The sequence below is a fragment of the Pseudomonas sp. AC211 genome (genome assembly GCF_979258055.1).
Map to the genome: position 1 here is coordinate 3,487,629 of NZ_OZ409830.1, position 22,181 is coordinate 3,509,809.

12 protein-coding genes, 2 tRNA genes and 7 pseudogenes are annotated in these 22,181 nt (G+C 59.8%); 7 read left to right on the forward strand and 14 right to left on the reverse strand.

Features of this window, described 5'->3' with window-relative positions; all coding sequences use genetic code 11:
* Positions 1–143: 143 nt before the first annotated feature.
* Positions 144–971 (forward strand): lipopolysaccharide kinase InaA family protein, encoded by an 828-nt coding sequence (locus tag ACZZZP_RS16470; protein ID WP_463536713.1) that lies wholly within the window; start codon positions 144–146, stop codon positions 969–971.
* Positions 972–1,008: 37 nt separating this feature from the next.
* On the opposite strand, the pseudogene ahpF reads toward ACZZZP_RS16470, so the two are convergent.
* From ahpF to ACZZZP_RS16485, 3 genes and pseudogenes are all read right to left on the reverse strand, one after another.
* Positions 1,009–2,722 (reverse strand): annotated as a pseudogene (gene ahpF, locus ACZZZP_RS16475) (alkyl hydroperoxide reductase subunit F).
* A gap of 194 nt (positions 2,723–2,916) precedes the next feature.
* On the reverse strand, positions 2,917–3,480 hold the full coding sequence (ahpC, locus tag ACZZZP_RS16480) for an alkyl hydroperoxide reductase subunit C (RefSeq protein WP_122452823.1): 564 nt from the start codon (positions 3,478–3,480) through the stop codon (positions 2,917–2,919).
* A gap of 148 nt (positions 3,481–3,628) precedes the next feature.
* Positions 3,629–4,592, reverse strand: a pseudogene (locus ACZZZP_RS16485) (NAD(P)H-quinone oxidoreductase).
* Between the two features lie 135 nt (positions 4,593–4,727).
* Here ACZZZP_RS16485 and ACZZZP_RS16490 point away from each other — a divergent pair.
* Positions 4,728–6,815 (forward strand): carboxy terminal-processing peptidase, encoded by a 2,088-nt coding sequence (locus ACZZZP_RS16490; protein WP_463384734.1) that lies wholly within the window; start codon positions 4,728–4,730, stop codon positions 6,813–6,815.
* A gap of 94 nt (positions 6,816–6,909) precedes the next feature.
* Positions 6,910–8,670 (forward strand): EAL domain-containing protein, encoded by a 1,761-nt coding sequence (locus tag ACZZZP_RS16495; RefSeq protein ID WP_463383482.1) that lies wholly within the window; start codon positions 6,910–6,912, stop codon positions 8,668–8,670.
* On the opposite strand, the gene ACZZZP_RS16500 is transcribed toward ACZZZP_RS16495, so the two are convergent.
* The 7 genes and pseudogenes from ACZZZP_RS16500 to ACZZZP_RS16530 form a co-directional block, all read right to left on the reverse strand.
* Positions 8,671–9,141, reverse strand: coding sequence for an SEL1-like repeat protein (locus ACZZZP_RS16500; protein WP_463383483.1), 471 nt, complete (start codon positions 9,139–9,141; stop codon positions 8,671–8,673).
* Positions 9,142–9,506: pseudogene (locus ACZZZP_RS16505) on the reverse strand (hypothetical protein).
* Positions 9,503–9,829, reverse strand: coding sequence for a helix-turn-helix domain-containing protein (locus tag ACZZZP_RS16510; protein ID WP_463383484.1), 327 nt, complete (start codon positions 9,827–9,829; stop codon positions 9,503–9,505). Before ACZZZP_RS16510 ends, ACZZZP_RS16505 begins: the two are co-directional and overlap by 4 nt.
* A 118-nt stretch (positions 9,830–9,947) precedes the next feature.
* Positions 9,948–10,397 carry a YkvA family protein gene (locus ACZZZP_RS16515; RefSeq protein WP_463383485.1) on the reverse strand — a complete coding sequence of 150 codons (450 nt, stop codon included), beginning with the start codon at positions 10,395–10,397 and terminating at the stop codon, positions 9,948–9,950.
* A gap of 356 nt (positions 10,398–10,753) precedes the next feature.
* The gene (locus ACZZZP_RS16520) at positions 10,754–11,476 is read right to left on the reverse strand and encodes an FKBP-type peptidyl-prolyl cis-trans isomerase (protein WP_463536714.1); all 723 of its coding nucleotides are present in this window, start codon (positions 11,474–11,476) and stop codon (positions 10,754–10,756) included.
* A gap of 315 nt (positions 11,477–11,791) precedes the next feature.
* Positions 11,792–11,868 (reverse strand) — tRNA-Asp (locus ACZZZP_RS16525).
* 13 nt (positions 11,869–11,881) lie between these two features.
* A tRNA-Val gene (locus ACZZZP_RS16530) sits at positions 11,882–11,957 on the reverse strand.
* A gap of 161 nt (positions 11,958–12,118) precedes the next feature.
* Between ACZZZP_RS16530 and rdgC the strand changes: the two are divergent.
* The 3 genes and pseudogenes from rdgC to sugE all read left to right on the forward strand — a co-directional run bounded on the left by rdgC (position 12,119) and on the right by sugE (position 14,462).
* Positions 12,119–13,038, forward strand: a pseudogene (gene rdgC, locus ACZZZP_RS16535) (recombination-associated protein RdgC).
* A 20-nt stretch (positions 13,039–13,058) separates the two neighbouring features.
* Positions 13,059–14,031 (forward strand): annotated as a pseudogene (locus tag ACZZZP_RS16540) (bile acid:sodium symporter family protein).
* 116 nt (positions 14,032–14,147) lie between these two features.
* Positions 14,148–14,462, forward strand: a complete 315-nt coding sequence (gene sugE, locus ACZZZP_RS16545; RefSeq protein WP_122493884.1) for a quaternary ammonium compound efflux SMR transporter SugE — start codon at positions 14,148–14,150, stop codon at positions 14,460–14,462.
* Between the two features lie 126 nt (positions 14,463–14,588).
* On the opposite strand, the pseudogene ACZZZP_RS16550 reads toward sugE, so the two are convergent.
* From ACZZZP_RS16550 to ACZZZP_RS16565, 4 genes and pseudogenes are all read right to left on the reverse strand, one after another.
* A pseudogene (locus ACZZZP_RS16550) lies at positions 14,589–16,439 on the reverse strand (MFS transporter); the annotation flags it as partial.
* Positions 16,440–16,556: 117 nt separating this feature from the next.
* Positions 16,557–16,886: an AzlD domain-containing protein gene (locus tag ACZZZP_RS16555; RefSeq protein WP_463383490.1), complete on the reverse strand. Its 330-nt coding sequence runs from the start codon at positions 16,884–16,886 to the stop codon at positions 16,557–16,559.
* A pseudogene (locus tag ACZZZP_RS16560) lies at positions 16,886–17,598 on the reverse strand (AzlC family ABC transporter permease). The gene ACZZZP_RS16555 and the pseudogene ACZZZP_RS16560 overlap by 1 nt, the downstream one beginning before the upstream one ends.
* A 120-nt stretch (positions 17,599–17,718) precedes the next feature.
* Complete coding sequence (locus tag ACZZZP_RS16565; protein WP_463383492.1) at positions 17,719–18,288, reverse strand: GNAT family N-acetyltransferase; 570 nt, start codon at positions 18,286–18,288, stop codon at positions 17,719–17,721.
* Between the two features lie 167 nt (positions 18,289–18,455).
* Here ACZZZP_RS16565 and ACZZZP_RS16570 point away from each other — a divergent pair, with 167 nt between their 5' ends.
* On the forward strand, positions 18,456–21,941 hold the full coding sequence (locus ACZZZP_RS16570; RefSeq protein WP_463383493.1) for a hybrid sensor histidine kinase/response regulator: 3,486 nt from the start codon (positions 18,456–18,458) through the stop codon (positions 21,939–21,941).
* Positions 21,942–22,181: the final 240 nt, after the last annotated feature.

A 22,181-nucleotide genomic window follows, 5' to 3' on the forward strand; every position in this document is an offset into this window, starting at 1 on the left:
GCCCTCTCCCGCTAGCGCTTTGTTGCTGCGGGGGAGGCCTGACACTCGTTCTTCCGATAGTTGGGCGGTTCCCGCGCTCTGCAAACTGCCCTCCTTGGCTTACCATGGCGCGCTTTTTCCGCCCAGGCACAAGGACCGGCTGCATGCATCACCTCAAACCGCTTACCCGCCATTACACCGAGCAAACCATTCGGGGCATCACGTTTCACCTCGAGCCGACTCAGCGGGTAGCCATCGCCGCCGCCATCGAGCAGTTCTTCACCAACCCCGAACAACGCATCACCCTCGATCCGCCGGAAGACACGCGCCTGGTTTGCCTATTAAACGGCGAACAACAGTGGGTGCTGAAATACAACCGGCTGCAGCATTGGAAGAAGCAACTGCAGAATTACCTGGGCATTCGCAAAGCGGTGGGCTTGCACGACCTGACCAATGAATTCGTCAACCTGTCGGCCATCAGCGCCAAAGCGGATTACGTGCCGCGCATCGCCGCCTACGGCTACAAGGCCCGCTTCCCGTTTCTGCGGGAGGAGTATTTGCTGATCGGTTTTTTGCCCGATCACCAGAGTGTTGACGCGCGATTGACGGTGGCGCCTGAGCAGGCGCCAACGCTGCTGCCCGAGGTGTTTCGCCTGTTCGCACGGATGCTCGACGACGGTTTCGTGCACATGGATCCCCATCCGAAAAACATCCTGATTGCGCCGGATGGCCAACTGAAACTGATCGACTTCGAATGCTGCGCCCATACCGTCATCAACCGCGATGCCAGCCTGGGTTTCCTGATGGGTTACGTGTTCACCTACTGGCTCAAACGCTTTGTCGCCCTCGACGACTACCGCGCCTGTTGCGGAGCGCTACCTTCTGGCAGAACAACCGGGGCTGGATCGGCGGATGTTCGATCCGGTGTTCGAGCGCTTTCTGACCGGGCGTGTGTCGCGCTCCACCCGGTATTCAATCCTGACATCGGCTAACGCCCAGGCCGAATTTATTCGCGCCAAGCGCTGATCGTTATGTGGGAGCGAGCTTGCTCGCGAAGCACTTTGCGTCGCAACGAAGAGCTTCGCGAGCAAGCCCGCTCACAAGGCAACTCGCAAATTGAGCGCAAATGCGCGACAAAAAAAGGCAGCCCGAAGGCTGCCTTTTTTTGTTTATCGCCGAAGCGATCCAGGTGGTACGGATCAGGTGGTCAAACGCGCTCAACGACGCTTTGGCCCCCTCGCCTACCGCGATAACGATCTGCTTGTACGGCACGGTGGTGACGTCGCCGGCAGCAAAGATGCCGGGCAACGAGGTTTCACCACGGGCGTCGACAATGATCTCGCCACGGTTCGACAGTTCGATGGTGCCCTTGAGCCATTCGCTGTTAGGCAGCAGGCCGATTTGCACGAAAATCCCTTCCAGTTCGATGTTGATGAACTCACCGGAGTTGCGGTCTTTGTAGACCAGGCCGGTCACTTTCTGGCCGTCGCCTTTCACTTCGCTGGTCAGCGCGCTGGTGATCACGTTGACGTTCGGCAGGCTGTGCAGTTTGCGTTGCAGTACAGCGTCGGCGCGCAGCTTGCTGTCGAACTCGATCAGGGTCACGTGGCTGACGATACCGGCCAGGTCAATGGCCGCTTCCACGCCCGAGTTACCACCGCCGATCACCGCTACGCGCTTGCCTTTGAACAGCGGGCCGTCGCAGTGCGGGCAGTAAGCCACGCCACGGTTGCGGTATTCCTGCTCACCCGGCACGTTCATTTCGCGCCAGCGGGCACCGGTGGCCAGAATCACGGTTTTGGCCTTCAGCGACGCGCCGCTTTCGAACTTGATCTCGTGCAGCTCGCCCGCGTTTTTCGCCGGCACCAAAGCGCTGGCACGTTGCAGGTTCATGATGTCGACTTCGTACTGCTTCACGTGCTCTTCAAGGGCACGGGCCAGTTTCGGGCCTTCGGTTTCCTGCACGGAAATGAAGTTCTCGATGGCCATGGTGTCGAGCACCTGACCGCCGAAACGCTCAGCCGCCACGCCAGTGCGGATGCCTTTACGAGCGGCGTAAATAGCGGCTGCGGCACCGGCTGGGCCACCGCCAACCACCAATACGTCGAAGGCTTCTTTGCTATTGAGCTTCTCGGCATCACGGGCGGAGGCGCCGGTGTCGATCTTCGCCAGTACTTGTTCAACGTCCATGCGGCCTTGGCCGAACAGTTCGCCGTTGAGGTAGATGCTCGGCACCGACATGATCTGACGCTGCTCAACTTCTTCGTCGGAAGAGCGCGCCGTCGATGGCCACGTGGCGGATGTTGGGGTTGAGCACGGCCATCAGGTTCAGCGCCTGGACCACGTCCGGGCAGTTCTGGCACGACAGCGAGAAGTAGGTTTCGAAGTTGAATTCGCCCGGGAGGTTCTTGATCTGCTCGATCACGTCCGCAGCGACTTTCGAAGGGTGGCCGCCCACTTGCAGCAGGGCCAGCACCAACGAGGTGAATTCGTGGCCCATGGGAATACCAGCAAAACGCAGGCTGATATTGGCGCCAGGACGATTCAGGGCGAAAGACGGCTTACGGGCATCGTTGCCATCTTCACGCAGGGTAATTTTGTCGGTCAGGCTGACGATGTCGTTCAGCAGGCCGCTGAGTTCACGGGATTTGTCGCTGTCATCGAGGGACGCGACGATCTCGAATGGCTGAGTAACCTTCTCGAGGTAAGCCTTCAACTGGGTCTTCAGAGTGGCGTCCAACATGATGCGGTACCTTCCGTTTACAAAATTCAGGGAAAAAAATGCCCGAGCGGATCGCGCCCAGGCATTGGGCGTGCGGAGCCGATAAAGCCCCGCAGCGCTGCTTGCTTAAACGAATTCCAAACCCAGCTAACTACGAGATGGCGGATCTGTTTTCAGTGCCGCCGCGTGACTGCGCAGCGGGCTTGGAGTCGTTTTTAGATTTTGCCGACCAGGTCGAGCGAAGGAGCCAGAGTGGCTTCGCCTTCTTTCCACTTGGCTGGGCACACTTCACCTGGGTGAGCAGCGGTGTACTGAGCAGCTTTCAACTTACGCAGGGTTTCCGACACGTCACGAGCGATCTCGTTGGAGTGGATTTCTACGGTCTTGATCAGGCCTTCTGGGTTGATCACGAAAGTGCCGCGCAGTGCCAGACCTTCTTCAGCAATGTGCACGCCGAAAGCGTTGGTCAGCTGGTGAGTCGGGTCGCCGATCAGCGGGAACTGAGCTTTGCCAACGGCTGGCGAAGTTTCGTGCCAAACCTTGTGGGAGAAATGGGTGTCGGTGGTGACGATGTACACTTCAGCGCCGGCTTTTTGGAACTCGGCGTAGTTGTTAGCGGCGTCTTCAATTTCGGTCGGGCAGTTAAAGGTGAACGCTGCCGGCATGAAGATCAGGACCGACCACTTGCCCTTCAGGGACTGCTCGGTCACTTCGATGAATTTACCGTTGTGGAAAGCATTGGCGGTGAACGGTTTGACTTCGGTATTGATCAGAGACATTCGCTAAATCCTTCTGGTTGGAAAATTTACAGGAAGGATAGTAGGCCGATCTGCCTGAAAGAGCATATTGATTGAAACCATGGCAACGATTGGTTTACCCAATCGATGCCACGGAACAGCAATATAAAAGCGCAATGGAAACTGCTGATTAACTTAAAGATTCATCCAACAGCAACGCAACCTTTCCGGACACAGTATTGCTGGCGAGTGCAGCAAAAGCGGCCTCCACATCCTTGCTGGCAAAGGTACGCTCCAATTGCGGTTTTTAGTCGACCCTCTGTGAACAGCGGCCAGACGTGCTGACTCAAATCGCTCAGCAAATCGGCCTTGAACTGATCGCTTCGGCTACGCAGCGTGGAACCGCAAAACTGCACGCGTTTGGCCAGCATCAGGCCCAAGTCGAACGTCGCTTGGCGGCCGCCCATTACACCAATGGACACCCAGCGCCCATCCAGTGCGATTACTTGCTGGTTGAGCTCGGCGTAGTTCGCGCCCACCGGATCCAGAATCACATCGAACGGTGCGAAATCGCGCAGGCTTTCAAGGTCTTTGTCTCGCAGCACGCCACCTTGTGCGCCAAGGCTTTCGCAATAGGCCAGGCGATCTGAAGAACCCACACTCACCCAGCACGGGTTACCGAACGCTTTACACAACTGAATAGCTGCCGAACCGACGCCGCTGGCGCCGGCGTGCAGCAACACTTTCTCGCCGGGTTTCAACTGCGCCAGCTGAAAAATGTTCAGCCAGGCAGTGGCGTACACCTCAGGAATCACAGCCGCTTCAACCAGACTCAACCCTTGTGGAACCGGCAGCGCATGACGGCCATCGACCACCACTTCCTCGGCCATCGCACCGCCTGCCAACAGCGCGCAAACGCGATCGCCGACCTGCCATGAGCTGCCTGCGCCAACTTCGGTGATAACCCCGGAGCATTCCAGACCCAGCGTGTCGCTGGCACCCGGAGGCGGCGGATAATGGCCGGCTCGCTGGAGCAGGTCGGCACGATTGAGACCGGCCGCGGCAACGCGAATTCGGATCTGTCCGACGTCGCAGGTGAGACTTGGTCGATCTGCCCATTCAGCGCGTCCTTCAACGCCTTGCAATGCCTTCACGGTGCCTCCATAGTGAGTTCGGACTGAGCCCGGTGCGAACCATCGAGCTATTTGCATTATGCAGCCGGGCAACGGAACCGGCGCTCTCAAAGACGGCCTAATATGCGTTATCAACTACCCTCGCGTCGACTCAGCATGCAGCGCTTTTTACCCAGTTCCGCCTTAGCCCTTTTGATCGGTTTCAGTGCCCTCCCTCTCACGGCGTGCGCCACTGCGACCGCGAAAAACAGTTGGGACGCGTTGCAACCAGACCGCGAGCAGGTAATCGCCAGTCTCAATGTAGTGGAGCTGCTCAAGCGCCATCACTACAGCAAACCGCCGCTCAACGATGAGCGCTCGGTAATCATCTATGAGAGCTACCTGAAGCTGCTCGACCCGTCGCGCAGTTACTTCACGGCCGGCGACATCGCCGAGTTTGATAAGTGGCGCACACAGTTCGACGATTTCCTTAAGAGTGGCGATCTCGACCCTGGGTTCACCATTTACAAACGTCACCTCGACCGCCTGAAACAGCGCCTCGATTTTGCCCTCGGCCTGCTCAATAAAGGCATCGACAAAATCGACTTCGGCGTTGATGAAAGCCTGATGGTCGATCGCGAAAAAGCGCCGTGGGCCAAAGACACCGCCGAGCTCGATGAGCTGTGGCGCAAGCGCGTAAAAGACGAAGTGCTGCGCTTGAAAATCGCCGGCAAAGAACCCGCCGCGATCCAGGAATTGCTGACCAAGCGCTACAAGAATCAACTGTCGCGTCTGGAGCAAACCCGTAGCGAAGACATCTTCCAGGCCTACATCAACACCTTCGCCCAGTCCTACGATCCGCACACCAACTACCTGTCTCCCGACAGCGCGGAAAACTTCGACATCAACATGAGCCTGTCGCTTGAAGGCATCGGTGCCGTGCTGCAAAGCGATAACGACACCGTGAAAGTGGTTCGCCTGGTGCCGGCAGGTCCTGCCGACAAGAGCAAACAGGTGGCCCCGGCTGACAAGATTGTTGGCGTTGCCCAAGGCAATGGCGAGATGGTCGACGTCATCGGCTGGCGTCTGGATGAAGTGGTCAAACTGATTCGCGGTCCAAAAGGTTCGGTGGTTCGCCTGGAAGTGGTGCCTGCCACCAACGGCCCGAATGACCAGACCAGCAAAGTCGTTTCGATTACCCGCGAAGCGGTAAAACTTGAAGAGCAAGCCGCGAAAAAATCGGTACTCAAACTCAAGCACGATGGGCGCGACTACAAGCTCGGCGTGATTGAAATTCCGGCGTTCTACCTCGACTTCAAAGCGTTCCGTGCTGGCGATCCAGACTACAAAAGCACCACGCGTGACGTTAAAAAACTGCTGGCTGAATTGCAGAAAGAGAAAGTCGACGGCGTGGTTATCGACCTGCGCAATAACGGCGGCGGCTCGCTTCAGGAAGCCACCGAGCTAACCGGTCTGTTTATCAACCAGGGCCCGACCGTACTGGTGCGTAATGCCGATGGTCGTGTCGACGTGCTGGCCGATGAAAACCCAGGCACCTATTACAGCGGCCCGATGGCATTGTTGGTGAACCGTCTCTCGGCGTCGGCTTCGGAGATTTTCGCCGGCGCCATGCAGGACTATCACCGCGCCTTGATCCTCGGCGGCCAGACCTTCGGCAAAGGCACCGTACAAACCATTCAGCCGCTTAACCATGGCGAACTGAAACTGACCCTGGCCAAGTTCTACCGCGTCTCCGGCCAGAGCACTCAGCATCAGGGCGTACTGCCGGACATCGCTTACCCTGCCGTGGTCGACACCAAGGAAATTGGCGAAAGTGCGCTGCCAGAAGCCATGCCATGGGACAGCATCCGCCCGGCCATCAAGCCGGAAAGCGATCCGTTCAAACCGTTCCTGGTTGAGCTCAAAGCCCGTCACGATGCGCGCGTCGCCAAAGACGCCGACTTCGTATTCACCCGCGAGCGTTTGGAATTGGCACAAAAGCTGAGCCACGAAACCACCGTGAGCCTCAACGAGGTTAAACGCCGCGCGCAGCACACCGACATCGAAACCCAGCAGTTGGCCATGGAGAACACCCGCCGCGCCGCCAAGGGCCAGGAGCCGTTGAAGGAACTGAAGAAAGAAGACGAAGACGCACTGCCCACCGAAGACGACAAACTGAAACCCGAAGACGATGCCTATCTGTCCGAAACCGGCCAGATTCTGCTCGACTACCTGGGTTTGAACTCGGCAATGGCCAAGCACTGACGGAGCGTCATCAAGCAGTCATCAAACTGTCGTGAAATAAGGGGCTGATAGCGATATCAGCCCCTTTGTTTTTTCAGGACATCGAGAGCGACCCATGACCGTCACCGAGCAGTTGAGCGCGCTGGACCACATCCTTGCTCACGGCGACCTGCATAGCCTGTTTCAGCCCATCGTGTCGCTGTCCGAACGACGCATTCTTGGCTACGAAGCCCTTACACGCGGCCCGTCTAACAGCCCGCTGCACTCCCCCGTCAATTTATTTGGCGTAGCCCGCCACGCCGGCCGCCTGAGCGAGCTGGAACTGGCCTGCCGCAAGAGCGCGTGCCGTGCGTTCAGCGAGCTCCGGCTCGAGGGAAAGCTGTTTCTCAACGTCTCCCCTGACTCATTGCTGGAGCCGACGCACCAGCCCGGGCGCACCCTGCAACTGCTGCAGAATTACGGCATTCCGCCGAGCCAGGTGGTGATCGAACTTACCGAGCAATCGCCGACCGAAGACTTTTCCCTGCTCTACACCGCCCTTCACCACTACCGCGCCATGGGCTTTTCGATTGCTTTGGACGACCTCGGCGCGGGTTATTCCAGCCTGCGCCTGTGGTCCGAACTGCGCCCCGATTATGTGAAGATCGACCGGCACTTTATCGACGGCATTCACCAGGACGCCGTGAAGCGCGAGTTCGTCGGCTCCATTTTGCAAATGGCCAAGGCCTCCCGCGCGCAGGTGATCGCCGAAGGCATTGAGCTGGCTGAAGAGCTGACAGTGCTGGCTGAGATGGGCGTCGACCTGCTGCAAGGCTACTTACTCAGCCGCCCGCAGGAATTGCCGCCTCGCGATGCCCGTAGCTTGTTGCCCCAACTCGATGCCAGCGCGCCGGCACTGAACGACGAAGGTAGCGACCTCACCGCCTTGCTCAATGAACAACCTGCGGTAAAAGAAAGCTTGCCGATTGCCGCCGTGCTCGAAGCCTTTCGTGCCCAAGCGAACCTGAACTCGCTAGCGGTGCTGAACGAAGAACAGCAGCCGGTGGGCATCGTCCATCGGCACTCGTTGTCCGATGCGCTGCTCAAACCCTTCGCCACCGACCTGTTCGCGCGTAAGCCGATCAGTCGCCTGATGAGCACCGACTTCCTGGCAGTGGACATCGGCCAGAGCCTGCAAAAGGTCAGCCGCCTGCTCACCAGCCGCGCGCGGCAACGCATGGAGGAGGATTTCATCATCACGTTGCACGGTCGCTATCTGGGCCTGGGGCGCGTGATCGATGTGCTCAAGCTGATTACCGAACTGAAAATTCAGCAGGCGCGGCACGCTAATCCGCTCACACTACTGCCGGGCAACGTGCCCATTCAGCAATGCCTGACGCGCCTACTGCAGCAGAGCCGCGAGGCAGTGATTTGCTATGTGGATATCGACAGTTTCAAGCCGTTCAACGACCTGTACGGCTACGCCAAAGGCGACGAGATTCTGTTGTGCCTGGCGCAGTGTCTGAATGAACGGGTGGACCCGACGCGAGACTTCGTCGGCCATATCGGCGGCGACGATTTCCTGCTGGTGTTGGGCTCGGAAGATTGGCGGGCGCGCTTGAATCGTCTGCTGGAAGATTTTCAGGGCCAGTGCCGACGCTTTTACAGCGCGGAACACTTGGAGGCTGGCTGCTTCATCGCGCATAACCGCAAAGGCCACCGCGAGGAGTTTCCATTGTTATCGCTGTCGTTGGGCGTGGTGCATTTGCATCCGTCCAGTTGCGCCAATCTGGACGCAGCGCAACTGGCCGCCTTGGCCTCGGAAGCCAAACGCCAGGCGAAAAATGTGCCCGGCTACAGCCTGCACATTATCGACACGCAAAAGCTTACCGCCTGACTAAATACCCAACTCGGTGGCGCGTTGAGCGTAACGCTCGGCGAGCGCCGGGGCGGCGGCCAAGCCGTGCTCACCTTCGGCGTACAACTGCGCCAGACGGCGAGCGGCCAGTGGGTGACCCGCATCAGCCGCCAGCGTCCACCAGCGCGCAGCCTCGATGCCATCCGGAGCGTTGCGCGTGTCGCCCGCCAGACTGAGCACGCCAAGCTGATACGCCGCCTTGGCATCGCCACCCGCCGCAGCCTTCCCGAGCAGGCGAATACCTTCTTCCCGGGCGCCGAAACCGCGACCGCGAAACACCAGTAAATGACCGTAGAAACTTTGCGCGGGCACGTCGTCCAATGCCGCCATTCGAGCAAACTGGCCTTCCATCCAGGCCCAGACTCGCGGCTGCTTAACCAACGCAGGCCAGCGCAACAAGCGCCGGGCAACGAAATAGCCCAGGCGCGCTTTAACTCGCCAATAAACCACTCAGACCTCTTCCGGGTAGTCGTACTCGAACACACGCACCACTTCGGCCGCATGCCAGGAGGCCGCAGCGATGCCGTCGCTCGGACCACTGAAGCGCCCCAAGCGAACCGCGCATTCGAAAAACCCGTGCGCGGTAAACGGCTGGCACCTTGGCTGATAACCAAGGCGCTGCGCAGCGGGTTTTCCGCACGAGCGTCCAGCGCCGCCAAGTGCTCCAATGCTGCAGTGAGGGTTTGCATCGCCGGGGTTGGCAATTCCAACCGTTCGATCAGGGCGCGGTACGTGAGTAGATGCCGTTGCCGGCGAGCTTCAGCGAGCTCACCCAGAAGTGCCTGCCAATGCTGGCGACTGATACTGACGCTCACGTATCGGCCTCCCAACTGCTGACACCAAGGTTCCAGGCGAGGGCGCGGCGAATCGCCGAATCCGGCTGGCGCTCGCCGCTTTCGATCATCTCGAGATAGTGCGGGCTGATGCCCACCGTACGCGCTAACGCCTCGAGGCTCAGACCCTTGGCCTCACGAAGCGCGGTTATTTCACTGAGACTGGACGCCGACGCAATCGGCTCGCTGGCCGCTACCGCTGTGGCCGGAGCACGCCCTGCCGCTTGCAATAACGCTTGATACTCCGCCCATGGCAGCACCGCATATTCGGCCTCGCCATCACGCATGATTACCTGAACATCCATCACCGCCCACCCCATGGAAAAGCAGTGCCGACTGGCTCAGCACTTTCCTTGTAAGCGGGCATCTTAACAGCCCAAATCGCCAACGGGGCGTGATGCGCGGGGCAAGTTTTCCCCGTGGCTAGGGCGCGGAATTGCTTTCCGATGATGGCACTGGTGATGGCAACCTCAGCAATTCTTCCTGCTGCGCCGGGGTTCGCGCGGCGAGCCAGGCACGGAACTCATCCAGCTCGCCGCTCCAGGTGCGCAGCAGCCAACCGAGCACGGCGATGTCATCGATGAAACCAACGCCAAGCAGCGCATCGGGTATGGCGTCGATTGGCGAGAGGAAATACAACAACGCCGCCACCACCGAGAGCAGCGCTTGTGAGCTGATGCCGCGATATTCACCGCGCCACCACGCCATACACAGCGCCAGTAACACTCGTAACTCTGCCTTCAATGCGCCCAGACGACCGCCCTGGGATGCGCTCTTGCGCGTGACTGCGAGGAGCAACGCAGGCAATCGGCCGCGGGCGATAAACCGCTGCGCCAATGGCAGGTAACGGGCGAAATTCCATGGCGTTTTCATCGGCATTTCTCCTCAGCCCGCGTGCGCGCTGGGCTGGCTGGGTTATCCACCGAAGCTGTGGATAACCTTGTGAACAAGCGGCTAAGGGTGCAAGCCAAAGCCCATGGCGCGGGGCTTTGCTACAGATCGGGCATTTTTTAATCAGCGCAAAAAAACCAACTAAATCAGCGAGTTACTGAATATATAAACCTGGTACGAAAGTGTCACTTGGCGGCGATGGGAGTTGTTCGCGAAATGTGCATAACCGTAACACCCATGCTCATTTAAGACCCGCCAGTCAACCCGTGGTTCGGATTTTAAACCCGTAGAAACAACAACGCCCCGTCGAGACGGGGCGCTGGGATGACACGAAGGTATTACTGAGCGGGTTCTGGAGCCGACGCTGCGGACGGGTCTTCGATGCCCAGCAGTTCCAGATCGAAAACCAGTACCGAGTTGGCAGGAATTGCCGGGCTCGGGCTCTGCGCGCCGTAAGCGAGTTCGCTCGGGATGAAGAGCTTGATCTTCTCGCCAACGTGCATCAGTTGCAGGGCTTCGACCCAACCTGGAATCACGCCGCTAACCGGCAGATCAATCGGGCTGCCGCGCTCAACAGAGCTGTCGAACACTTTGCCATCGGTCAGCTTGCCTTCGTAGTGAACGGTCACCACATCGGAAGCTTTAGGTTGAGGGCCATCGGCCTTCTTGACGATTTCGTATTGCAGACCCGAAGCCGTGGTGGTCACACCGTCACGCTTCTTGTTTTCTTCGAGGAATTTCTTGCCGGCTGCAGCGGACTCTTCGGCGAGCTTGGCGCTGTGCTCTTCAGCACGCTTCTGCAGCGAAGCGAACGCTTCCATCAACTCTTCATCTTTGAGCTTCTGCTCTTTCTTGCCGATAGCGTCTTCGATGCCTTGAGCAACTGCCTTGGAATCGAGATCGTTCATACCTTCTTGAGCCAGGCTTTTGCCCATGTTCAAGCCGATACCGTAGGACGCTTTTTGCGCGGGGGTTTTCAGCTCAACGCTGGTCTGCGAATCGCAGCCCGCGAGCACCAGGCCAACCAAGGCCACCGCCGCCGCTAAACGATGTTGTCTCATACTCATTCCTTGTTAGTGCAAAAGAGGGCAATCGAGTGAAGCGGGGAGCTTAGCAGGCCGCCGGGATCACTGGCTACGGGGATACGAACGGGAAAAGTGCCATAAGTTCAGGCATCCAAACGGAATTTATCCGGGAAAAGGCGAGGAAAAAATCCGGCGGTTTTTTTGAAAAAAATAACTGCGCGCAGGCGACTCAATTGAGCGGTGCCAGGCAATAAAAAGAAGGGAGTAAAACGCGGAGGGCAGAAACGAAAAAAGCGGCCAATGGCCGCTTTCTCGTTGAGTCTCTACTTCAGTCTATAGAGCCTCATAATATGGCGCAGCGGACGGGACTCGAACCCGCGACCCCCGGCGTGACAGGCCGGTATTCTAACCGACTGAACTACCGCTGCGCGTAACCTCGATTGGTGGGTGATGACGGGATCGAACCGCCGACCCTCTGCTTGTAAGGCAGATGCTCTCCCAGCTGAGCTAATCACCCTTCACTCTCGAAGTGGGGCGCATTCTACGGAGCGATCCTCACCCTGGCAAGCCCTTTTTAAAATAATTTTTACTGACGTTCCAAAGGCTTAGCGCAGGGTTGGCCAATGGCGTTCAGGGGGGAATAATGCGCGCTTTGCGAAAAAATGGAGTTCTTCCCTCATGTGGTTCCGCAACCTGCTCGTCTATCGCCTCACCCAAGATCTGCCCTTCGATGCGCAAGCACTGGAAACCGCACTGGCCGCCAAACCCGCTCGCCCCTGCGCCAGCCAGGAACTGACCACCTACGGTTTTATCGCCCCGTTCGGCAAAGGTGAAGACGCCCCGCTGGTTCACGTCAGCCAGGACTTCATGCTGATCGCCGCGCGCAAAGAAGACCGCATTCTTCCTGGCAGCGTCGTGCGCGATGCGGTTAAAGAGAAGGTCGATGAGATCGAAGCCGAGCAGATGCGCAAGGTTTATAAAAAGGAGCGCGACCAGATCAAGGATGAAATCATCCAGGCCTTCCTGCCCCGTGCCTTTATTCGCCGCTCCTCCACGTTTGCCGCCATCGCGCCGAAACAAGGCCTGATCCTGGTGAATGCCTCCAGCCCGAAACGCGCCGAAGACCTGCTGTCCACCCTGCGTGAAGCCATTGGCTCACTGCCGGTGCGTCCGCTTTCGGTGAAGGTTGCACCGACCGCCACCATGACCGAGTGGGTCAAAACCCAACGGCTACGCCGGGCTTCCATGTGCTCGACGAATGCGAGCTGCGCGACATTCAGGAAGACGGCGGCATTGTTCGTTGCAAGCGTCAGGACCTGACCAGCGAAGAAATTCAGCTGCACCTGTCGTCTGGCAAATTCGTCACTCAGCTGTCCCTGGCCTGGGAAGACAAGCTGTCGTTCGTGCTCGACGACAAACTGATCATCAAGCGCCTGCGCTTTGAAGATTTGCTCACCGACCAAGCCGAACAGGACGGCGGCGACGAAGCCCTGGGTCAGTTGGACGCCAGCTTCACCCTGATGATGCTGACCTTTAACGAATTCCTGCCGCAGCTGTTCGAAGCACTGGGCGGCGAAGAAATTCCGCAAGGCGTTTAACCCCGGTTTAGGAACTCACCATGCGCGCACTCGCAGCTCTCAGTCGTTTCGTTGGCAATACGTTCGCGTATTGGGTGCTGCTGTTCGCCGTGGTGGCGTTCTTCTTCCCCCATGTATTTATCGGCTTGAAGGTCGCCATCGTGCCGTTGCTGGGCGTGGTGATGTTCGGCATGGGCCTGACACTCAAGCTCGACGATTTCGCCGAAGTCGCCCGCCATCCGTGGCGCGTGGCATTGGGCGTGGTTGCGCATTTTGTGATCATGCCGGGCGTGGCGTGGCTGTTGTGCCAGCTGTTTAACCTGCCGCCAGAGATTGCGGTGGGCGTGATTCTGGTCGGCTGCTGCCCGAGCGGCACCGCCTCCAACGTGATGACCTGGCTGGCCAAAGGCGACCTGGCGTTATCGGTGGCCATTGCGGCCGTCACCACCCTCCTCGCCCCATTGTTAACGCCTGCCTTGATCTGGCTGCTGGCGTCGGCCTGGTTGCCGGTGTCGTTTGCCGAGCTGTTCTGGTCGATCCTGCAAGTGGTGTTGCTGCCGATCGTGCTGGGCGTCGTCGCGCAACGGCTGCTCGGCGAACGCACGCGGTTGGCGGTGGATGTGCTGCCGCTGGTCTCGGTCGTCAGCATTGTGCTGATCGTCAGCGCCGTGGTGGCAGCCAGTCAGGCGAAAATCGCCGAGTCCGGTTTGCTGATCATGGCGGTGGTAATTCTGCACAACAGCTTTGGATTTTTGCTGGGCTACTTCACCGGCAAAGTATTTAAGCTGCCGCTGGCGCAACGTAAATCGCTGGCGCTGGAAGTGGGGATGCAAAACTCCGGCTCGGCGCCGCGCTTGCCAGCGCGCATTTCTCCCGCTAGCTGCGGTGCCCAGCGCGCTGTTCAGCGTATGGCACAACATTTCCGGGGCGCTGCTCGCAACGTGGTTTCGCCGTATGCAAGATGACCAAGCGGCACCTGGCTCCCTAGAAAAGCCTAATCAGTCCATATCCTGAAACGTCTGCCAGGCTTGCCATCTGACAAACCTTGTGCAAAATACCGCACAGCCTGAGGACGACCTTGGGCCTGCCTTTCACTCGGGGACGACCCCACACACTGTGGAGTTAGTCTCATGTCCTGGATCATTCTGATCGTCGCCGGCTTGTTCGAAGTGGCGTGGGCCATCGGCCTGAAATACACCGACGGCTTCAGCCGCCCTCTTCCCACTGCACTCACCGTTGGCGCGATGCTCGTTAGCCTGGGCCTGCTGGGTCTTGCCATGAAAGAGCTGCCGCTGGGCACTGCCTATGCGATATGGACGGGCGTGGGTGCCGTGGGCACGGTCATCGCCGGCATCGTCCTGTTTGGCGAAGCCGTAACGCTGATTCGATTGGGCAGCGTGGCGTTGATTATTTGCGGCTTGGTTGGCCTCAAGCTCAGCCACTAGCAAGGGCAACGCCTGTAGGAGCTAGCGTGCTAGCGAACCCTGCAAACGACATTCGCGATCATCGTTTGCAGGGTTCGCCAGCAAGCTGGCTCCTACGAAAGGCTTACCTGATGTTGCCTCGCAACCCGTTACCTGCGCTTGCAACACAGCCGGCGTTGCCGTTTCCGGCGCCAGCGGTGCGCCGGCTACCAGGGTGATGCGCGACCACAGGCGACGGAACAAGCCTTTGTTCGGGTCCCTGCTGAAGAAGCTGCCCCACAAGCCTTGCAGCGCCAGCGGAATCACTGGTACCGGGTTCTCTTCCAGAATGCGCGTCACGCCGGCTTTGAACTCGTTGATGTCGCCATCAGTGGTCAGCTTGCCCTCCGGGAAAATCAGCACCAACTCGCCGTTCTTCAGGTAGTCGCCAATTCTTTTGAATGCCTGGTCGTAGATCAGCAGGTCCTCGCTGCGCCCGGCAATCGGCACGGCGCCGGCGGTGCGGAAGATAAAGTTGAGCACCGGCAAGTTGTAAATCTTGTAGTACATGACGAAGCGAATCGGCCGGCGCACCGCGCCGCCAATCAGCAGCGCATCCACAAACGAAACGTGGTTGCACACCAACACAGCGGCGCCCTCGTCTGGAATCCGACCCAGCTCGCGGTGCTCGACGCGGTACATGGAATGGCTGAGCAGCCAGATCATGAAGCGCATGGTGAATTCAGGGACGATTTTGAAGATGTAGCTGTTCACCGCGATGTTCATCAGCGACACCACCAGAAACAGCTGCGGAATGGTCAGCTTGGCGACTGCCAGAAACAGAATCGAGGCGATGGCCGAGACCACCATGAACAACGCGTTGAGGATATTGTTGGCAGCGATCACGCGTGCACGCTCATTCTCAGCGGTGCGCGACTGAATCAGGGCGTACAGCGGCACGATGTAAAAACCACCAAAAATACCGATGCCCAGAATATCGCCCAGTACCCACCACGCCTGGCCGTAGCTCAACACCTGCAGCCAGCTGTGGGGCTCGGCGGTTTGAGGGAAGTTGCCGGAATGCCACCACAGCAAGATGCCAAATACCGTCAGACCGATAGAGCCAAACGGCACCAGACCGATCTCCACTTTGCGCCCCGACAAGCGCTCACACAGCATCGAGCCCAAGGCGATGCCGACCGAGAACACGGTGAGAATCAGCGTCACCACGGTCTCGTCACCAAACAGCCATTCTTTGGCGTACGCAGGAATTTGCGTCAGATAAATTGCGCCGAGAAACCAGAACCACGAGTTGCCGACAATCGAGCGCGACACCGCCGGACGCTGGCCCAGGCCCATGCGCAAAATGGCCCACGACTGGCGAAAGATGTTCCAGTCCAGCACCAGGCTCGGCAGTGCCGCCGACGCGGGCGGAATGCCTCGGCTGGCGACGTAACCGGCAACCGCGATGGCGACGATGGCGGTGGCCACCAGCGGCGCATACGTTTGCTCGGACATCATCACACCGGCGCCGATGGTGCCCGCCAGAATGGCCAGAAACGTGCCCATCTCGACCAAGGCGTTGCCGCCCACCAGTTCGTCTTCACGTAGCGCTGCCGGCAAAATCGAGTACTTCACCGGCCCGAACAGCGCGGAATGCGTGCCCATGCCGAACAGGGCGACAAACATCAGCGTCAGGTTGTTGAGCAGAAAGCCCGCTGCGCCCACCGACATGATCAGAATTTCCGCGAGCTTGATGGCGCGGATCAGCCGGTGCTTGTCGAACTTCTCGCCGAACTGGCCGCCCAGCGCCGAGAACAGGAAAAACGGCAGGATAAACAGCAGCGCGCACAGGTTCACCAGCACGGTGCGGTCGCCAGAAATACTCAGTTTGAACAGGATGGCCAGAATCAACGACTGCTTGAAAATGTTGTCGTTGAAGGCGCCGAGCAATTGCGTCACGAAGAAAGGCAGAAAGCGTTTTTTACCCAACAAAGCGAACTGCGAGTGTGTGGTCATGATCCCTGTGTACCTGTGGTGAGGCCACGCCGGCCGTCCAGCATTGACTGCAAATGCGTGGCACAAAGCCACAGGACGAAACGGATTTTGTGCTGGAAAGTGCGAAAAAAATCGCCGTTACAGTGGCAACTGGCCGAACGCCCAGCGCAGCAGGAAGAACAGGACAAACCCACCGCCAATGGTAGCGAGCAAGTGCCGGGTAACGGCAGCGATCACAATTGCGCCAAGACCGGCGAGCAAGTAAGCGTTGTCCAGACGAAGCGCCAGGTGCTCGCCATCGGGCATCAACATGCCGGGCACGACAATCGCCGTAAGCACCGCGGTCGGCACGTAATGTAAGCCTTGCAGCACCAGCGGCGGGAAGCGCAGGTTCGGCCAGGCGAACAAGCTGTAGCGCACGGCAAATGTGATGAGTGCCATGCCGAGAATCAGCCACCACGTTTGCACTACGCGCCCTCCCCGACCACGGATTTGCTGGCGCGACGCTCCAGCAATACACCCACGACAATCCCGGCCATGGCCGCCGCCAGTAACCCGAGTTTGTAAGGCAGGGCGTGACACGCCACAGCCACGGCGCCCGCGACTACGGCAGCAGCCACCTGCGGCGTGTTGCGCAGCAGCGGCACGACGATGCCAATAAAGGTGGCCAACATAGCGAAATCCAACCCCCAGTCAGCCAGGCTCGGCATCGCTTGGCCAAACAACACGCCAAGCAATGACGAACTGATCCAACACAGGTACAAGGCCAGCGCCACGCCGGCGTGGTACCAATGGCCATGGCCACCGGCGCCGTGCGCCAGGTAGCGGCGCTGTACCACGGCAAAGGTTTCGTCGGTCAGGCCAAAGGCCAGGGCACGCGCCACGCTTGCGGTAGATGGGCGATGTAAGGCTGCAACGAAGCGCTGTAAAGCACATGGCGCAAGTTGACGATCAAGGTGGTGAACAGAATGACCGCCGCGCCGGTGCCAGCGGTGAGCAGGCTGATGGCGATAAATTGCGCCGAGCCGGCATATACCAGCAACGACATGCCCAACGCCTGCCACAGGCTGAGCCCGGCGACGCTCGCCAACGTGCCGTAGATAATGCCGAAGGGCGCGATGCCGACAATCATCGGCACGCTGTCGCGCAAACCGTAAGCGAACAACTGCGAGCGGTTCATTCGTTCGCCTGCCAAACCGTCGACGTGCTCGTCCACTGGTTGATGCGTTGCGCCGCAAGCCGTTTAACGCCGAAAAACTCTCTACCTGCCAACACCCTGCTGCATTACCCGCTGCCATCGCTACCCGCTGAAACGCGCCTCCAACTGCTGCTTGATTGCCGGCCACTCGCGGTCGGTCAGGCTATATAGCACGCTGTCGTCCAGGCGCCCATCGGCCAAACGCCGATGGTTGCGCAACACGCCTTCACGCACCGCGCCCAGCCCTTCGATGGCCGCTTGCGAGCGCCCGTTGCTGGCGGCGGTTCGCAGTTGCACGCGCACCATGTCCCAGCTTTCGAAAGCATGACGCAGCATCAGGTACTTGATCATGCGGTTCAGTCCTGTGCCATGTTGGCTGGCGTCCAGCCACGTGCCCCCGATTTCGCATGACGGCAGTTCCGGGTGAAAGTCGAAAAACCGCGTAGTGCCCACCAGCCGATCACCCAAGCGCACCACCAGCGGCAACGCCTGCTCGTCGCGCTGCTGGGCAAGCGCGCTGCGGTACCAATCCAGGCGCAACGGGCCGCTCATATAAACAAGTTGCGCGCGGTTGGCATCGGCGAGCGTGACCAGCGCTGGAATATCCGCCTCGAGCAACGGCTCCAGGCGCAACGCGCCACGTTGCAGGGTGATGAGTTGGGGTTTGAACATGACTGAATTCCTATGGACGACTGCCGGCGCTTGGGTGCGGCGAAACGCTGCGTGCGACCTTAGTCGCGCCTGACTGGATGACACTTTGATGCGACACTCAGCAGCGTCCTGGCGTTCCACCTCGCCACCTCGACGCGCCAAATAAACCAGCTGTTTTCGGAGTACGCATGTCGCTGTCCAGCGGGCTGATCGCCACGGTCGCCCTGTGCTACATGGCCATTATGTTCGCCATCGCCTTTTACGGCGACCGCCGCCGCACGCCTATGCCGGCCAATGTACAAGCATGGGTGTATAGCCTGTCGCTGGCGGTGTATTGCACCAGTTGGACGTTCTTCGGCGGCGTCGGCCAGGCGGCCGGGCAGCTGTGGTCGTTCCTGCCGATCTACCTCGGGCCCATTCTGCTGATGCTGTTCGCACCCTGGGTGCTGCAGAAAATGGTGATGATCAGCAAGCAGGAAAACATCACCTCCATCGCCGACTTCATCGCCGCGCGCTACGGTAAATCGCAGCTGCTGGCGGTCGTGGTCGCGCTGATCTGCCTGGTGGGCGTGCTGCCGTATATCGCCCTGCAACTCAAAGGCATTGTGCTCGGCGTCAACATGCTGATTGGCACCGGCCACGTGCAAGACACCACGGGCACCCGCTCGCAAGACACCGCCTTGGTGGTGTCACTGGTGCTGGCCTTGTTCTCGATTTTGTTCGGCACCCGCAACCTCGACGCCACGGAGCACCACCGAGGCATGGTGCTGGCGATTGCCTTCGAGTCGCTGGTGAAATTGCTCGCCTTCCTGGCGGTGGGCGCTTACGTGACGTGGGGCGTGTTCAACGGCTTCGGCGACCTGCTCGACCAAGCCGCCGCCGCGCCGCAGCTCGAATCGTTCTGGGCCGAAACCATCAACTGGCCGTCGCTGATCGTGCAAACCGGCGTAGCGATGATGGCCATCGTCTGCCTGCCACGGCAGTTCCACGTCACGGTGGTGGAAAACATCGAGCCGAAAAATACGCGCCTGGCCCGCTGGGTGTTTCCGGCCTATTTGGCGCTGGCCGCGCTGTTTGTCATCCCCATCGCCCTGGCAGGAAAAATGCTCTTGCCGGCCGGGGTGATTCCCGACTCATTCGTCATCAGCCTACCGCTGGCCCACGCCCATCCAGCCCTGGCGATGCTGGCCTTTATCGGCGGCGCCTCGGCTGCCACCGGCATGGTGATTGTCGAAGCGGTGGCGCTGTCGACGATGGTCTCCAACGACATGCTGTTGCCGTGGTTGCTGCGCCGGCAAAACGCCGAGCGGCCCTTCGAGGTGTTCCGCCATTGGATGCTCTCGGTTCGCCGCGTCAGCATTGTGGTGATTCTGCTGCTGGCGTACGTCTGCTATCGCCTGCTCGGCTCGAACGCCAGCCTGGCAACCATCGGCCAGATTTCCTTCGCCGCCATCACGCAATTGGCGCCGGCGATGTTCGGCGCCCTGCTGTGGAAACAGGCCAACCGCCGTGGCGTGTTTGCCGGGCTCACGGCCGGCTGCTTGGTGTGGTTCTACACGCTGGTATTGCCGGTGGTGGCGCACAGCCTGGGCTGGTCGTTGGCGAAATTTCCGGGGCTGGAGTTTCTGCTGTATCAGTCCATTGGCATGCAGGTCGACCCGCTCACCCGTGGCGTCGTGCTGTCGCTGGCGAGCAACTGCACGCTGTTCGTGTGGGTGTCGTACTTTTCCCGCACACGCGTGGCCGAGCACTGGCAAGCCGGGCGGTTTATTAGCCAGGAATTCGGCAACAAGCCCAGCAGCCGCAACCAACTTGCCGTGCAGGTGGACGACTTGCTTAACCTCGCCAGCCGTTTCGTCGGCGAAGAGCGCGCGCAACAAAGCTTTATTCGCTTCGCCTACCGCCAAGGCAAAACCTTCAACCCCGACCAGCCGGCCAATGGCGACTGGATTGCCCACACCGAACGTCTGCTGGCCGGTGTACTCGGCGCCTCGTCGACCCGCGCGGTGGTAAAGGCTGCCATTGAAGGCCGCGACATGCAGGTCGAGGATGTGGTGCGCATCGTCGACGAAGCCTCGGAGGTGCTGCAGTTCAACCGCACCCTGTTGCAAGGCGCGATCGAAAACATCACCCAAGGCATCAGCGTGGTCGACCCCGCGCTGCGGTTGGTGGCGTGGAACCACCGCTACCTGGAATTGTTCGATTACCCGGATGGTTTGATCAGCGTCGGCCGGCCGATTGCCGACATCATTCGCCACAACGCCGAGCGCGGTTTGTGCGGGCCGGGCGAAGCGGATGCGCATGTCGAGCGCCGCTTGTACTGGATGCGCCAAGGCCGTGCGCACACCTCTGAACGACTGTTCCCCAATGGCCGTGTGATTGAGCTGATCGGCAACCCGATGCCGGGCGGCGGGTTCGTTATGAGCTTCACCGACATCACCGCGTTCCGCGATGCAGAGCAACAGTTGAAAGAGGCCAACGAAGGGTTGGAACAACGGGTTGCCGCGCGCACTCACGAACTGTCCCAGCTCAACCTGGCCCTGAGCGAAGCCAAGGGCGTGGCGGAACACGCCAACCAATCGAAAACCCGTTTTCTTGCCGCTGTCAGCCACGACCTGATGCAGCCTCTGAACGCGGCGCGGCTGTTCTCCGCCGCCCTCGCCCACCAGGCTGAAGCGCTGCCGGGCGAGGCCCAGCAATTGATCCGCCACCTCGACAGTTCGCTGCGCTCGGCTGAAGACCTGATCAGCGACCTGCTGGATATTTCGCGCCTGGAAAACGGCCGCATCACCCCCGAGCGTCACGCCTTCGAGTTGAACACGCTGTTCGATGCCCTCGGCGCCGAGTTCAAAGCCCAAGCGCAAGAACAGGGCGTGGCCTTCCACCTGCGCGGCAGCCAATTGCGCATCGACAGCGACATCAAGCTGCTGCGCCGCGTGCTGCAAAACTTCCTCACCAACGCCTTCCGCTACGCCAGCGGCCACGTGCTCTTAGGCGTGCGCCGGTGCAGCGAAGGGTTGCGCCTGGAAGTGTGGGACCGCGGACCGGGCATTCCAGACGACAAACGCGCGGTGATTTTCGAAGAATTCAAGCGCCTGGACAGCCACCAGACCCGCGCCGAAAAAGGCCTGGGGCTGGGCTTGGCCATCGCCGATGGCTTGTGCCGCGTGCTGGGCCACAAGCTTGAAGTGCGTTCCTGGCCAGGCAAAGGCAGCGTCTTCAGCGTGACCGTACCGCTGGCACGCACGCCTGCGCCCGCCGTCGTGAATAGCAACGGCGCCGATGCCAACGGTCACCACCTGAGCGGTGCCCATGTGCTGTGCGTGGACAACGAAGACAGCATTCTGGTCGGCATGCACAGCCTGCTATCGCGCTGGGGTTGCCAGGTGTGGACCGCGCGAAATCGCCTGGAATGCGAGCACCTGCTGGCCGAAGACGTGCGCCCGCAACTGGCGTTGGTTGACTACCACCTCGACGAAGGCGAAACCGGCACCGAACTCATGGCCTGGCTGCGCACACGCTTGGGCGAGCCGGTGCCCGGGGTGGTGATCAGTGCCGATGGGCGCCCGGAACTGATTGCTCAAGTTCATGCAGCGGGTTTGGACTTTCTGCCTAAACCGGTGAAGCCGGCGGCGCTGCGGGCCCTGTTGAGCCGGCATTTGTCGTTGCGGTGAATGAAGGGAACGTGGAACCGCGGCTGACCGTCGTCCTCGCGAAAGCGGGGACCCAGGTTTTCGCCTGGCACGCAGTTGAACACCCAAATCTTATCTCCCGCCCCAACCTTGGGTTGGAACTCCATTTGCCAGGCCGGGCCTATAAATAAGGGCCACCGCTCTAGTGCGGCACCTGTCGACTCAAACAGCGCCTGCGCACCACCTACGCACTGCACGCCGGCCTCTGGTCACCCGCGCCGT